Origin of the sequence: Plastoroseomonas hellenica (assembly GCF_018129085.1) — a bacterium.
Taxonomy (GTDB): Bacteria; Pseudomonadota; Alphaproteobacteria; order Acetobacterales; family Acetobacteraceae; genus Plastoroseomonas; species Plastoroseomonas hellenica.
The window spans coordinates 21,745-35,298 of the sequence record NZ_JAAGBB010000002.1 but is presented as its reverse complement, the minus strand read 5'-3'; the positions used below and the strand labels follow the sequence as shown (position 1 = coordinate 35,298).

At 70.6% G+C, this 13,554-nt stretch carries 12 protein-coding genes; 9 read left to right on the top strand and 3 right to left on the bottom strand.

The window, feature by feature from the left end; genetic code table 11:
* The first annotated feature begins 32 nt into the window (after positions 1-32).
* The 3 genes from GXW71_RS01755 to GXW71_RS01745 are packed head-to-tail and all read left to right on the top strand — an operon-like array spanning position 33 to position 3,831.
* Positions 33-539: a (2Fe-2S)-binding protein gene (locus tag GXW71_RS01755; protein ID WP_211850669.1), complete on the top strand. Its 507-nt coding sequence runs from the start codon at positions 33-35 to the stop codon at positions 537-539.
* Positions 536-1,522, top strand: coding sequence for an FAD binding domain-containing protein (locus GXW71_RS01750; RefSeq protein ID WP_211850668.1), 987 nt, complete (start codon positions 536-538; stop codon positions 1,520-1,522). The genes GXW71_RS01755 and GXW71_RS01750 overlap by 4 nt, the downstream gene beginning before the upstream one ends.
* Positions 1,519-3,831, top strand: a complete 2,313-nt coding sequence (locus GXW71_RS01745) for a xanthine dehydrogenase family protein molybdopterin-binding subunit (protein ID WP_211850667.1) — start codon at positions 1,519-1,521, stop codon at positions 3,829-3,831. The genes GXW71_RS01750 and GXW71_RS01745 overlap by 4 nt, the downstream gene beginning before the upstream one ends.
* A 257-nt stretch (positions 3,832-4,088) precedes the next feature.
* Here GXW71_RS01745 and GXW71_RS01740 read toward each other — a convergent pair whose 3' ends face one another.
* Complete coding sequence (locus GXW71_RS01740; protein WP_211850666.1) at positions 4,089-5,003, bottom strand: LysR substrate-binding domain-containing protein; 915 nt, start codon at positions 5,001-5,003, stop codon at positions 4,089-4,091.
* A gap of 89 nt (positions 5,004-5,092) precedes the next feature.
* On the opposite strand from GXW71_RS01740, the gene GXW71_RS01735 reads away from it, so the two are divergent.
* From GXW71_RS01735 to GXW71_RS01710, 6 genes are all read left to right on the top strand, one after another.
* Positions 5,093-5,605 carry a (2Fe-2S)-binding protein gene (locus GXW71_RS01735; RefSeq protein ID WP_211850665.1) on the top strand — a complete coding sequence of 171 codons (513 nt, stop codon included), beginning with the start codon at positions 5,093-5,095 and terminating at the stop codon, positions 5,603-5,605.
* 16 nt (positions 5,606-5,621) lie between these two features.
* Entirely contained in the window at positions 5,622-6,620 is a 999-nt protein-coding gene (locus GXW71_RS01730) for an FAD binding domain-containing protein (RefSeq protein ID WP_211850664.1), read from the top strand.
* A gap of 19 nt (positions 6,621-6,639) precedes the next feature.
* Entirely contained in the window at positions 6,640-8,883 is a 2,244-nt protein-coding gene (locus GXW71_RS01725) for a xanthine dehydrogenase family protein molybdopterin-binding subunit (protein ID WP_211850663.1), read from the top strand.
* A gap of 173 nt (positions 8,884-9,056) precedes the next feature.
* Entirely contained in the window at positions 9,057-10,100 is a 1,044-nt protein-coding gene (locus GXW71_RS01720; RefSeq protein WP_211850662.1) for a DUF3455 domain-containing protein, read from the top strand.
* Positions 10,101-10,127: 27 nt separating this feature from the next.
* Complete coding sequence (locus tag GXW71_RS01715; RefSeq protein WP_211850661.1) at positions 10,128-10,913, top strand: hypothetical protein; 786 nt, start codon at positions 10,128-10,130, stop codon at positions 10,911-10,913.
* A gap of 258 nt (positions 10,914-11,171) precedes the next feature.
* Complete coding sequence (locus GXW71_RS01710; protein WP_211850660.1) at positions 11,172-11,702, top strand: dihydrofolate reductase family protein; 531 nt, start codon at positions 11,172-11,174, stop codon at positions 11,700-11,702.
* On the opposite strand, the gene GXW71_RS01705 is transcribed toward GXW71_RS01710, so the two are convergent.
* On the bottom strand, positions 11,677-12,579 hold the full coding sequence (locus GXW71_RS01705; protein WP_211850659.1) for an alpha/beta fold hydrolase: 903 nt from the start codon (positions 12,577-12,579) through the stop codon (positions 11,677-11,679). The genes GXW71_RS01710 and GXW71_RS01705 overlap by 26 nt on opposite strands.
* A gap of 1 nt (position 12,580) precedes the next feature.
* The gene (locus tag GXW71_RS01700) at positions 12,581-13,516 is read right to left on the bottom strand and encodes an alpha/beta fold hydrolase (protein WP_211850658.1); all 936 of its coding nucleotides are present in this window, start codon (positions 13,514-13,516) and stop codon (positions 12,581-12,583) included.
* Between the last annotated feature and the right edge of the window lie 38 nt (positions 13,517-13,554).

The following is a 13,554-nucleotide window of genomic DNA, read 5'->3' as shown; positions in this document are numbered from 1 at the left end:
CGAACGCGTTCGGTGTTTTCCCGGAGAAGCCCATGGCGATACGGATCAATGGCTCTGACGTCGCTGTTCCCGACGATGCACGCGTCTCCCTCCTCGACCTGTTGCGGGAGGGGCTGCACCTGACCGGCACCAAGGTCGGGTGCAATCAGGGCGCCTGCGGTGCCTGCACCGTCCTGATCGATGGCCAAAGGGTGCTCTCCTGCCTGACCTTGGCGGCGCAGGCGGACGGGCGGTCGGTCACGACGATCGAGGGGTTGGGCAGCGGCAGCGACCTGCATCCGCTGCAGGTCGCGTTCATCGAGCATGACGGCTTCCAGTGCGGATACTGCACGCCGGGTCAGATCTGCGCCGCGGCAGCGATGCTGCGCGAAGTCGAGGCCGGTATCCCGAGCTATGTCACGGCCGACCTGGCCGCCGAGCGGCTGACGCTGTCGCGCGAGGAAGTGCGCGAGCGGATGAGTGGCAATCTGTGCCGCTGCGGCGCGCATAACGGCATCGTCGAGGCGATCCTGCGCGTTGCGGCGGAGCATGCGGCATGACCCCCATCAGCTACTCCCGGGCGACCTCGGTCGCCGAGGCCGGCCGCCTGGCGGATGGTGCCGGCGCCCGGCTGCTGGGCGGCGGCACCAACCTGGTCGATCTCATGCGCAAGGGCGTCGAGCGACCCTCGCGCCTGGTGGATGTGAGCGGGCTGTCGGACGCGATCGAACTGGCCCGCAGCGGCAGCCTCGTGATCGGTGCGGCCGCGCGCAACAGCGCCGTTGCCGCGCATCCGCTGGTGCGCCAACGCTATCCGATGCTCGCCCGCGCGATCCTGGCCGGCGCATCGGCGCAGATCCGCAACATGGCCACGGTCGGCGGCAACCTGATGCAGCGGACGCGGTGCCTCTATTTCGCCGATGTCGCCGGATCCCGTTGCAACAAGCGTGAGCCGGGAAGCGGTTGCGATGCCGTCGGCGGCTTCAACCGCTACCATGCGGTCCTTGGCACCTCGCCCGCCTGCATCGCCGCGCATCCCTCGGACATGTGCGTGGCGCTGGCGGCACTCGATGCGCGCGTTCAGGTTTCCGGCCCCGGCGGCGATCGCATGATTCCGCTCGTCGACTTTCATCGACTGCCGGGCGATCGGCCAGATCGCGACACCGTGCTCGATCCTGGCGAGGTGATCGTCGCCGTCGAGCTTCCCGCATCGCCCTTCGCCGGCCGGTCCGCCTACCGCAAGGTCCGCGACCGGTCGAGCTATGCGTTCGCGCTGGTCTCGGTCGCGGCCGGGCTGACGATGCGCGAGGGAAGGATCGAGGAGGTCGCGATCGCGTTCGGCGGCATCGCGCCGAAGCCGTGGCGGGCATCGCGCGCCGAGGCCGTGCTGCGCGGAGGCCCCGCCGCGGGCGCCGCATTCGCGGCCGCGGCCGACGCGGAGCTCGCCGACGCCGCGCCGCTTGCCGGGAACGCGTTCAAGCTCGCGCTCACGCGGCGCACCCTGGAGGCCGTCCTCAGCGAACTGACCGGAGGCTCCCTATGAGCAAGACCCAGAATGCCATCATCAGTTCCGTCAGGACCGTGATGGGGTGGGTGCCGGCGCAATGGCTGCCTGGCGGCACGCCCGATCCCCTGATCGAGCGTCGCGCGGCGATCGGGCGGCAGGCATCCCGGCTGGACGGGCCGCTGAAAGTCGCGGGAGAGGCGCGCTTCGCGGCGGAGGTCGCGATGGATCGCCTGTGCTACGCGGCGCTGGTGCACAGCCCGGTGACGCGCGGGCGGATCACGCGGCTCGACACCGGCGCCGCAGAGACCGCGCCGGGCGTCATCCTGGTCATGACGCATCGGACCATGCCGCGGATCGGCACCCTTCCTCTCATCGGCATCACCGACCTCTCCGCGGTCGGGAACAGCAGCATACCGATCATGCTGGACGCCGAGATCCGCTATAACGGGCAGGTCGTGGCGGCGGTCGTGGCGGAGACGCAGGAGCAAGCGGACCATGCCGCGTCACTGATCGAGATCGACTATGCCATCGACGCCGCCCGGACCCGTTTCCAGGATGCGAGACCCGATGCGCGCACGCCGGCGTCGCTCCTCATGGACAAAAATCACGTGTCGATCGGCAATGCCGAACGCGAGTTGAAGCGGGCGCCGCATCGCGTCGACAACATGTATCGGACCCCGGCGCAGAACCACAACGCCATCGAGCTCCATGCCGTCACCGCCGCTTGGGAAGGTGATTCGCTGGTGCTGCATGATGCGACGCAGATGATCGCCCCGAGTGCCGCCGCGCTCGCCAAGCTCTTCGGCCTCAAGCGCGAGCAGGTGCGCGTCCTGTCGCCCTTCGTCGGTGGCGGCTTTGGTGGCAAGGGCTTGTGGGATCACCAGATCGTCGCCATCGCGGCGGCCAGGCTGGCCGGTCGTCCGCTGCGCCTGATGCTGAGCCGGGAGGGCGTGTATCGCATGATCGGCGGGCGCAGCCCGTCCGAACAGCGCGTCGCGATCGGAGCGGATGCGGAGGGGAGGTTCACCGCGCTCCTGCACACCGGCTACTCGGTGATGCCGCCTTACGGCGCATGCCCCGAGCCATACACCCTCGGCACGCGTGCGCTGTATGGCGCCAGGAGTTTCGAGATCATGCAGCGGCATCTCGACCTGGACATCGTGCCGAACACCTTCATGCGCGCCCCGGGGGAAGCGATCGGCAGCTTCGCGGTCGAGAGCGCGATCGACGAGCTGGCGCATGCGATGGGCGTCGATCCGATCGCGCTGCGTCTGCGCAACCTGCCCGAGCGGCATCCGATCTCCGGTGCGCCCTTTTCGCAGCATGCGCTGGGCCAGGCCTATGCCGAGGGTGCGAAGCGCTTCGGCTGGGACAGGCGGCATGCCGAGCCCGGCACGGTCAGGGAGGGAGAATGGCGTATCGGCATGGGCTGTGCGACCGGCAGCTTCCCTTATGCGCGCATGCCGGGCGCCAATGTCCGCATCACGCTCCGCGGGGACGGAACCGCTGTCATCGCCTGCTCGGCCCAGGAGATGGGCATGGGCACCGCGACCGTGCAGGCGCAGCACGCCGCGGACCGGCTCGGTCTGCCGCTCGAAGCGATCAGCGTCGAGCTTGGCGATTCCGCCCTGCCCGCCGCCCCCATGGCGGGAGGCTCGTCGCAGACGGCGTCGATCGCGGGTGCGATCGCCGCGGCGGCAACCAAGCTCGCCGGCGAATTGCTGCGCCTCGCCGGCAATGACAGCCCGATCGCCGGCCTGCGCGCCGGCGAGGTGCAACTGGTGGAGGAGGGCATTGCCAGCATCGCGGACCCGACGCGGCGCGAGAGCTACCGCTCCATCCTGGCGCGCGCGGCACGGGAGGCGATTGCGGTCACCGCCGCAGGAAGTGCACCGCTGGAGTTCCTGAAGTTCGCGATGCACAGCAGCTCGGCGATCTTCTGCGAGCTTCGCGTGAGTGCCGTCACCGGGGAGGTGCGCGTCGACCGGCTGCTGGGCTCATTCGACTGCGGCACGATCCTCAATCCGAAGACCGCCGCCAGCCAGTTCCGGGGCGGGATGATCATGGGTCTCGGCCTGGCACTGATGGAGGAAACGCTGTTCGACGAGCGAAGCGGCCGGATCATGAACCCATCGCTCGCCGACTATCACATCCCGGCCCATCTCGACGTGCCGGAGATCGATGTCATCTGGACCGGCATCCCCGATCCCCGATCGCCGCTCGGCGCGCGCGGGATCGGCGAGATCGGCATCACCGGCGTCGCGGCCGCGGTGGCGAATGCCGTGTTCAACGCCACGGGCAAGCGTATCCGCGATCTGCCGATCACCCTGGACAAGCTGCTCTGATCTGAACCTTCCGGGCGGAGGCCGACGGAAGACAGTGCCGCCGCGCAGCCCCCGGGCCGGAAGCACCTCCTCGACAGGACCGCGCGCGCCGCTCAGAGGCCTTTTGGAAAAGGCGGCGGCGGAGGGCTGGCGAGGGATTTTTCGTCGCTGGTGTGTCGGCTTCCTCGCCGATGCTGGTGGCATCGGCGAGGAAGCCGGCGCGCCAGGGGCGGAAAAGACCCGCCAGACCGACCCGCAGCCTTTTTCCAAAAGGTCTCTCAGCCCTGTCGGGGTCGAATGCCTGCGGTCCCGCCCACGCAGTCCCTGATCCAGGCGAGGAACGCCTTGTGCTTCGGCAGCTCGGCCTTCTCCTCCGCGCAGAGAAGGTAGTAGCCCTCCGTAGTTCCCACGGTGTCGGGCCAAGGGGCGACCAGCCGGCCGTCGCGCAGATCCGCTTCGACATAAGCGTGCTGCGCCATGGCGACCCCGAGCCCTTCGATCGACGCCTGATAGGCCAAGGCCGCATTGGCGAAACGCAGGCCCACCTCCGGCTCCACCGCCTCGGTCATCCCCTTCGCCTCGAGCCAGATCCGCCATGCATCCGGCCGCAGCATGGAATGCAGCCGCGTGGCCTTGGCCAAGGCCTTGGGCGCCCTGAGGGCCTTGGCCGCGGCTGGGGCGCAGACCGGCAGGAAGGCATCCTGGAAGAGCGGTTCGGCCCGCACGCCCGGCCACCCGCCGCGACCTTGCCGCGCAACGAAGTCATCCTCGGGTCCCAGCACCGTCTCCCGCTCCGCGGCGGTGGAGACCTCGATGTCGACGTCGCCATGGCGCTGATAGAAGCCGCCGAGGCGCGGGATGAGCCAGCGGATCGCGAGCGTCGGCAGCACCCGCACCCTGAGACGGCGGGAGGACCGCGCGGCCTCCACCTCCCGCACGCCGTGCTCCATGAGATCGAAAGCCGCGGTGAGGTTGCTCAGCAACCCCGCGCCCTGCTCGGTCAAGGTCAGCCGCCGGTTGGCGTTGCGCCAGACCAGCGGCACGCCCAGCGCCGCCTCGAGCGCGCGAAGCTGCTGGCTGACCGCGCCCTCCGTGACCCTGAGCTCATCGGCGGCCCGGCGCACGCCGCCCAGGCGGGCGACCGCCTCGAAGGCACGGAACGCGATCAGCGGCAGGCGGGAGCGGTTCGGCATCAGTCAAACTAAACACTTCGGAAGAAGGAATGACTAGGTATACTGAAGTCGAGAAGCGACTGTGGGACCCCCGGACTGGGAGAGCACTGATGAGCGACCCGACATCGAATCCCTTCTCGGCAGTCGAGCCGAACAGCGACCTGCTCAGCGTCGTCCTGAGGATCAACGGCGCGTCCCATGCGCTGCAGATCGACCCGCGCGCCACGCTGCTGGACTGCCTGCGCGACACGCTCCAGCTTACCGGCACCAAGAAGGGCTGCGACCACGGGCAGTGCGGCGCCTGCACGGTCCACATCAACGGCCGCCGGCGGAATGCCTGCCTGGCGCTGGCCGCCGTCCATGAGGGCGACGAGATCCTCACCATCGAAGGCGTCGGCACGCCCGATCGCCTGCATCCCCTGCAGGCAGCCTTCGTCGCGCGGGATGCCTACCAGTGCGGCTACTGCACCTCCGGGCAGATCATGTCGGCGCTCGCACTCCTGCAGGAGCCCTGCGGCCCCGGGGACGACGAGGTGCGCGAATACATGAGCGGCAATCTCTGCCGCTGCGGCGCCTACGCCAACATCGTCGCCGCCATCCAGGACGTTCGCGGCCAGAGCTGAAGGAGGAGACCAGGCCATGCAGAGCTTCGAACTCCTCCGCGCCGCCGATCCATCTGCCGCGATCGCCGCCGCATCCCGATCCGCCACCGCCCAGCAGGGCGCCAGCGTCCGCTTCCTCGCGGGGGGAACCACGCTGGTCGACCTGATGAAGCTCGGGGTGGAAGCCCCGCACCTCCTCGTCGACATCAACCGCCTGCCGCTCGACGGCATCGGGCGTGCGGCCGATGGGGGCTTGCGCATCGGCGCGACGGCGCGGAACAGCGACCTGGCCCATGATCCCATCGTGAAGGCCGAGTACGCGGCGCTCTCCCAGGCCATCCTCTCCGGCGCCTCGACCCAGTTGCGCAATGCCGCGACGACGGCAGGCAACCTGCTCCAGCGCACCCGCTGCCTCTACTTCCGCGACACCGCGACGCCCTGCAACAAGCGGGAGCCCGGCTCCGGCTGCTCGGCGATCGACGGCGCCAACCGCATGCTCGCGATCCTCGGCACCAGCGAGCACTGCATCGCCAGCAACCCGTCGGACATGGCCGTCGCCATGCTGGCCTATGACGCGATGGTGCACATCCAGGGGCCGCAAGGCGAGCGGCAGGTGGCGATCGCCGATTTCTTCCTGCTGCCCGGCGACACGCCGGATCGCGAGAATGTCCTGCAGCCCGGCGATCTCGTGACGCATGTGACGCTGCCGCCGCCTGAGGTTGGCGCGCGCGCCGCCTATCTGAAGCTGCGCGACCGCGTGTCCTACGAATTCGCGCTGGTGTCGGCCGCTGTCTCCGTGACCATGGCGGAGGGCCGGATGGCCTCCGTGCGCTTCGCCCTCGGCGGCGTCGGCACAAGGCCCTGGCGCGTCCCGGCCGCCGAGGCCTCGCTCATCGGCCAGCCCCCGGGCGAGGCGGCGTTCCGGCAGGCGGCCGACCTGGCGCTCGCGGGCGCGCGGCCGCAAAGCCAGAACGGCTTCAAGATCGAGCTCGCCCGGCGCTGCCTCGTGCATGCGCTCAACCAAGTCACGCGCTGACATGTCGGGAGCCGGTTCCATGTCCGCATCTCACTCCGCCCCGACCCAGGCAAGCCCGATGAACGTCATCGGGCGGCCGCACCCCCGCGTGGATGGCGCCCTCAAGGTCACCGGGGCCGCGCGATACGCCGGCGACCACTATCTTCCGGGCATGCTCTACGCGGTGCCGGTGGGCGCCACCATCGCCAAGGGCAGCATCACCGCCATCGACGCCGGCGTCGCCGAGCAGATGCCGGGCGTTCGCGCCATCCTCCGCCGCGGCAGCTTCCCGCCGCTCGGCCGCGCCGAGCTGGACATGTCCTCGGCCGACACCACGTCGATCCTGGACGAGTTCCGGCCGCCCTTCGACGACGATGTGGTGCGCTACTACGGGCAATACGTGGCGCTCGCCGTGGCCGACAGCTTCGAACAGGCGAAGGCGGCGGCGGACGCCGTCCGCGTCTCCTATGCGGTCGAGATCCCCGACGTCGATCCGGCACTCGTGGCCGAGAAGATGACGGTCAAGAGCGAGCGCGGCGATGCCGAGGCCGGCTTCGCCGGCGCCGCCGTCACCATCGACCAGCGCTACGCCATGGCGCCCGAGACGCACAACCCGATCGAGACCCACGCCACGCTCGCGGTCTGGGAGGGCGACGCGCTGACGCTGCACGAGACGACGCAGGGCGTGATCAACCACCGCAACGTCGTCGCCAGGATGCTCGGCCTGCCCGCCGAGAAGGTGCGCGTCATCAGCCGCTTCCTGGGATCGGGCTTCGGCAACAAACTCTGGCCCTGGACGCATTCACCGCTCGCGGCCGCGGCGGCCAGGACCTTGGGCCGTCCGGTGAAGCTGGTGCTCAGCCGTGCCATGACCTTCCAGAGCGTCGGGCATCGGCCGCGCATCGAACAGCGGATCCGCCTCGGCGCCACCGCGGACGGCAAGCTGACCTCGGTGCGGCACGACTACGTCAACGCCACCTCGATCCTCGACAGCTATGAGGAGAATTGCGGCGAGGCGACGCCGCACATGTACAGCACGCCCAATCTCCGCGTCACCGCGGGCATCGCCCGGCGCAATATCGGCACGCCCACATCCATGCGCGGCCCGGGCGCCGTCCCCGGCCTCTACGCGCTGGAATCCGGCATGGACGAGCTGGCCGTGGCGCTCGGGATGGATCCGGTCGAGCTGCGTCTCCGCAATGAGCCAAGCATTGACGAGGGGCTGGGCGTGCCCTTCTCGTCGCGGCATTTCCAGGAATGCCTCAGGGTCGGCGCCGAGCGCTTCGGCTGGTCCAGGCGCGATCCGCGGGTCGGCGCCATGACCCGCGACGGGCTGACGCTCGGATGGGGCGTTGCCGCCTGTTCCTGGATCGCCGAGCGCTTCGCGTCCAACGCCGCGGTCGATCTCCGCGACGACGGGACGGCGCGGGTCGCCTGCGCGATCCAGGACATCGGCACCGGCACCTATACGGTGATGGCGCAGATGGTGGCGGAGCGCCTGGGGCTGCCGACCGATCGGATCGAAGTGGCGCTCGGCGACACCCGGCTGCCGGCCGGCCCGGTCTCCGGCGGTTCCATGGCGACGGCATCCCTGGTCGCGCCGATCCATGAGGCGGTGGCGAAGGCGGGCGCCGCCCTGATCGCCGCGGCCTGCGCCGCGAAAGATGGGCCGTTCAGCGGCAGCCGGCCGGAGGAGCTCGACTTCGTCGAGGGCAAGATCACCGCCAAGACCGGCAACCGCCAGGCGATGGGCTTCGACACTGTGCTGAAGGCGCTCGGGATGCCCGCGATATCAGGGTCAGGGTCGGGCACCGGCACCTTCATGGCCCCGGGCAAACCGACGGTCTCCAAGCATTCCTTCGGCGCGCATTTCGTCGAGGTGACCTGGCAGCCGGAGACAGCGCGGCTGCGGGTCGCCAGGACGGTGTCGGTCATCGATGCCGGGCGCATCCTCAACCCGCTGGCCGCCCGCAACCAGATCGAGGGTTCGGTCGTCATGGGTATCGGCATGGCGCTCTTCGAGGAGACGCATTACGACGCGCGCAACGGCGCGCCGGTGAATGCGAGCCTCGCCGATTACGTCGTCGCGACCCATGCCGATGCGCCGGCGATGGATGTGCATTTCCTGGAATATCCGGACACCAGCCTCAATGCGCTCGGCGCCCGCGGCGTCGGTGAAATCGGCCTGGCCGGCACCGCCGCGGCGATTACCAACGCCGTTTATCACGCGACGGGCGTCAGGGTGCGCGAGCTGCCGCTGAAGCTCGAACACCTGATGAGCTGACCCTCCTCCGGGTTCCGACTGACGGCGCTTGCGCGCGGGCTGTTCCCCAGGGAACAGGTGCCGTCCGCTCGCCATGCGCCATGTCTCCCCTGTCGCGGCATGCAGCGCCGATCGACTGCCGGGGTGATGGAGGAAGCATCCTCGCGCCGGCCATGCTGTCGGGGAGAGATGACATGGATCAGACATTGAACATCGCGGCGGCACCGGCGGGCGCCGCAGGCACGACGACGCCGGGATCGCCGGCTGCTGCCGGTCAGGCCCCGGCGCGCCCGCCGGTGAAGCGTTGGGTCTGCGTGCTGGGGCTGCTGATCGCCTTCGGCCTCGGCTGGGGCGGCTGGGCGGTGGTGCAGGATCATCAGCGCGCGGCCACGACCGGTAGCGAGGTCGAGGGCCGGATGACCGGCGGTTATCGCGAGGTGACGAGCCGGCGCGGCGGCCGGGTGGTCAGCACCAGCTACTATCCGACTTTCAGCTATCGCACGGCCGAAGGCCGCATCGCGCTCGGGACCGTCTCGGACGCGATCGAGCGGGCCGAGATCGGGGTCGGCCGGACCATGCTGCTCCGCGTCGTCCCGGGCGATCCGCCGACGGTGCGGATCGCGGCCGAGCTGGCGGCGGGCCCCGGCGCGGTGCCATGGGTTCTCGGCGGCCTCGCGCTGGCGCTCGGCATCCCCTCCGCGATCGGCCTGTTCAGGCGCCGCCGCGCCGCCCCCATGCCGGCGGCCGTCGCGCTCCTCGCCCTGGCCTGGGCGACGACGGGGCACGCCCAGACCCCGCCCGCGATCCCCGCGCCGATCGCGGCGTCGGATCTCGCCATCGTCGCGACGCTGCATGCGCAGGGAGCGCAGGTCTACGAATGCCGTGCCGGGGCGGATGGCCGCCTCGCCTGGGCCTTCCGCGAGCCCGTCGCGACCCTGCTGGAGGGCGGCCGTACTGTGGGCCGCCACTACGCCGGACCGAGCTGGGAGCTCGCGGACGGGAGCATCGTGACCGGGCGCGTCACGGGCCGGGCGCCGGGCCGCGACGCCGGCGACATCCCCTGGCTCCGGCTCGAGGTCGCGGAGCGGCGTGGCGCCGGGCGGCTCACGCCGGTCAGCGTCATCCAGCGCATCAACACGGTGGGCGGCGTCGCGGAAGGCGACTGCCCGACCGCGGGCGCGCTCCGCAGCGTGCCCTATGCATCGGATTACGTGTTCCTGGCGCCGAGGGCGAACTGACGCGGCGTCGCTGCGGGACCCAGGCGCTTGCGCGCCCGTCCGGTCTCCGCAGCGCGCCGCATCGGGATCGGCGTCGCGGCGATGCTGGGCGCTGCCGTGTTCGCGCACGCCGTGCGGCTCGCGGTTCCGGGCGAGGCCCTGGCGCTGGTGCTGCTCTTCGCGTCCTGGCTTGTCCTCGGCGCGCTGGCGACCACCGCCTTCGAGGGCGGGCTGGTGGCGGGGCTGCTCGGCCTCTCCGGGCTGCTGGTGCTCCCTCTCGTCATGGGTTTCGCGGTCGATGTCCCGCTGCTCGGGCGCCGCGCGACCCTGCCCGTGGCGGAGGCGCCGGCGGCTCGCCTGACCACGCGTTTCCGCTTCACCGACGCCCGGCCACGGCCGGCGCTGGCGCGGGTCGCGACCATCCCGATCCACGGCCGTTACCGGCAATCCGGCTTCGCCTACGTGATCGCGCCGGTGCTCCCCGCGGGATGGCGGGCCGGGGACCCGGTTCCGGCCTGGGTCATCGCCGAGGGGCACGCGCCGCCCGCCGTCTGGTCGGAGCCCGGCGGACAGTTCATCCGGGCGCTGCCGAAGGGCGACCATGCGGCGGCGTTTTGGCAGGTCACGGGCGGCGGCCACTTGCCCGACGGGACCCGTCCGATCGTCGGGCGGTGGGTGGCCGGGGAGCGGGACCCGGTCGGCGAGGCCTGGGCGCGCCTCGGGCTGGCGCTGGCGGGTGGGTTGCTCGGCTGGAGCGCGGCGGTGGGCCTGTCCGGCCGTCGCGCGGGGCCGGTGCCGGATGGGCGCGGGCAGGCAGGCCTCCCACCGGATTGAGGCACGGGGCATCGCCGAACAGCCTGGCTCGCGCGATCGGACAGAGCGCCGGAACATGATGCCCCGGGTTGGGATCGGCTATGCGCCGTGCCAACCTTCAGGGCCGCTCAGGAACACGAAGAGGATGGAGCGCGGTGAGCTTTGAAGGGCTCGGCGCAGCCCAGCTCACCTTGATGCCCTGAGTGACCTGCAGGAGGCTGCCTTCGATGGGCGTCGGGCTTCCGTCGCCTGAAGAACCTGGGATGGAGATTTTGTAGCATGGCAAAGCTCGTCTTCGGCATGAACCAATCCCTGGATGGCTATGTCGACCACATGGCGTTTGGGCCAAGCCCCACGCTCTTCCGCCACTTCATCGAGCAGGCGCGCGGCCAGGCGGGCAGCGTGTACGGTCGCCGCCTGTACGAGGTGATGCGGTACTGGGACGAAGATCATCCCGAGTGGAGTGCGGAACAACACGAGTTCGCGGCGGCGTGGCGGAGCCAGCCGAAGTGGGTCGTGTCGCGCTCATTGCAGTCGGTCGGCCCCAACGCCACGCTTATCGGGGATGACATCGAGGCGGTGATACGCGGGCTGAAGGCCCGGCTCGTTGGGGAGATTCAAGTCGGCGGACCGGACCTGGCGCGAAGCCTGACCGATCTTGGTCTTATCGACGTGTATCGGCTCTATCTCCACCCCGTCGTGCTTGGTCGCGGCAAACCATTCTTCGCCGGCCCCCGGCCGCCGCTCCGCCTTGCGGCCAGCGATCTCATTGGCGAGGATGTCATCAGGTTGACCTACGTTCCTGCTTGAAGAACGGCACCAGCGCCGCCGCGACCTCCTCCGGACGGTCCTCCGGCTGGAGATGGCCGCCCGTCGTCACCGCGCCCGTGACGTCCTCGGCCCAGCCCTTCCAGATCTCGGCCGGGCCAGGACGACCCGGAACCTCCTGCGCGCGCGGCCAGAGCACGAGAACGGGGCAGTCGAGCTTGCGCCCCGCCGCGCGGTCCGCCTGATCTTGCGCGAGATCCTCCTCCAGCGCGGCGCGATAGTCTTCGCAGATCGCGTGGCGCACCGACGCGTTGCGGAAGGCGCCGCGATAGGCCTCCCGCGCCGAGGGCTCGATCACCTCGTCGCTCTCCGCGCCCATGCCCGTGAAGGCGCGGTCGATGAAAGCATCCGGCGCGGCGGCGAGCAGCCGCTCGGGAAGGTCCGCCTCCTGCGCCAGCAGGAACCAGTGATAGCTCTTGCTAGCGTAGCGATAATCGACCGCCAGCATCGCATCGAGCGTCGGCACCACCGTCAGCGAGGCGAAGCGGCTGACGACCCCGGGGTGGTCGAGCGCCAGCCGATAGCCGGCGCGCGCGCCGCGGTCATGCCCGGCGAGCGCGAAGCGCTGATGCCCGAGCGCCCGCATCAGCGCCACCAGCGCCGCGCCGACCCGGCGCTTGGTCCAGCGCGGCGTCATCGCCCGCGGCCGGCTGGCGCCATAGCCCGGCAGGTCCGGGATGATCAGGCTGTGCTGCCGCGCCAGGGCCGGCGCCAGCTTGCGCCAGGCGATATGCGTCTCGGGGAAGCCGTGCAGCAACAGCAGCGGCGGGCCGGCGCCGCCGATGACGCCGGCGAAGCGCACCCCGCCCGCCTCGATGTCGAGCGCCCGGAAGCCGGGAAAGAAGGGCGGTGCGGCCATCTCAGCCCCGCATCGCGGCGGCCGCGAAACCGGCGAGCTCCCGCCCGAACCGGGACGGCTCCTCATAGAAGGGGCTGTGTCCGCTCTCCGCGTAGACCGAGAGACGGCTGCCCGGGTGCAGCGCCCGGATCCGCTCTGACATGGCCAGGCGGACCAGCCGGTCATGCGCCCCATGCGTCAGCATGATTGGGCCGGCATAGTCGCGGAAAACGGGCTCCAGGTCGGTGGTTTCGGTCCGGGTGAAGCCCTCGTTCACGGCCCGGGCCGTCATGCCGTTGATGACAAGCATGCGCTGCCATTCGATGCCGGTCGGCGGCTGGTGGAAGCAGGCGGCCAGGAAATCGGCCGTCGCCGCGGCGCGCTCGCCGAGATCATGCGAGCCGGTGCTGCGGGCGAAGCTGCCGGCGAGCGGGGTCAGGAGATCCGGCGACAGCCTGGTGACCGCATCGACCAGGTTGATCCCCGCGATCCCGGCGCCGCCATGTTTCCGGAGATAGGCGCCGGCCACGTAACCGCCGAGCGACCAGCCCACCAGCACGGGCCGGCGCAGCCTCGCGCCCGCGATCACCGCGGCCAGGTCGTCCGCCCAGCGGTCGGCATCCGCGTAAGCGTCGGGCGCGGCGGGCTTGTCCGAATCCCCATGGCCGCGGAGGTCGAAGCGGACCAGGCGGAAGCCCGCCAGCGCCGGATCGGCAAACTGCTTGTCCCAGCTCAGCCGGCTTTGGCGCAGGCCGTGGATGAAGAGAATCCCGGGCGCCTCCAGGTCGCCCTGCGCATCGCCCGTCAGCAGCGTGCCGTCGGCCGAGCGGACGGTGAAGGACGCGCTCGCGGCCGCGGGTTCCGCTGCCATCGCCGGGCCAGTCAGCGCATTGGCCGCCGCCGTCCCCACGACGCCCAGCACCAGGCCCCGCCGGCCGATCGCATCCTGCACACCCATCATGTCATCCTTTTGTTTATCGATCACTAAACATTAGG

Bases quoted from the DNA above. Each gene is read 5' to 3' on its own strand.
- GXW71_RS01755 (WP_211850669.1), top strand. From the start codon at position 33: ATGGCGATACGGATCAATGGCTCTGACGTCGCTGTTCCCGACGATGCA.
- GXW71_RS01750 (WP_211850668.1), top strand. From the start codon at position 536: ATGACCCCCATCAGCTACTCCCGGGCGACCTCGGTCGCCGAGGCCGGC.
- GXW71_RS01745 (WP_211850667.1), top strand. From the start codon at position 1,519: ATGAGCAAGACCCAGAATGCCATCATCAGTTCCGTCAGGACCGTGATG.
- GXW71_RS01740 (WP_211850666.1), bottom strand. From the start codon at position 5,003: ATGCCGAACCGCTCCCGCCTGCCGCTGATCGCGTTCCGTGCCTTCGAG.
- GXW71_RS01735 (WP_211850665.1), top strand. From the start codon at position 5,093: ATGAGCGACCCGACATCGAATCCCTTCTCGGCAGTCGAGCCGAACAGC.
- GXW71_RS01730 (WP_211850664.1), top strand. From the start codon at position 5,622: ATGCAGAGCTTCGAACTCCTCCGCGCCGCCGATCCATCTGCCGCGATC.
- GXW71_RS01725 (WP_211850663.1), top strand. From the start codon at position 6,640: ATGTCCGCATCTCACTCCGCCCCGACCCAGGCAAGCCCGATGAACGTC.
- GXW71_RS01720 (WP_211850662.1), top strand. From the start codon at position 9,057: ATGGATCAGACATTGAACATCGCGGCGGCACCGGCGGGCGCCGCAGGC.
- GXW71_RS01710 (WP_211850660.1), top strand. From the start codon at position 11,172: ATGGCAAAGCTCGTCTTCGGCATGAACCAATCCCTGGATGGCTATGTC.
- GXW71_RS01705 (WP_211850659.1), bottom strand. From the start codon at position 12,579: ATGGCCGCACCGCCCTTCTTTCCCGGCTTCCGGGCGCTCGACATCGAG.
- GXW71_RS01700 (WP_211850658.1), bottom strand. From the start codon at position 13,516: ATGGGTGTGCAGGATGCGATCGGCCGGCGGGGCCTGGTGCTGGGCGTC.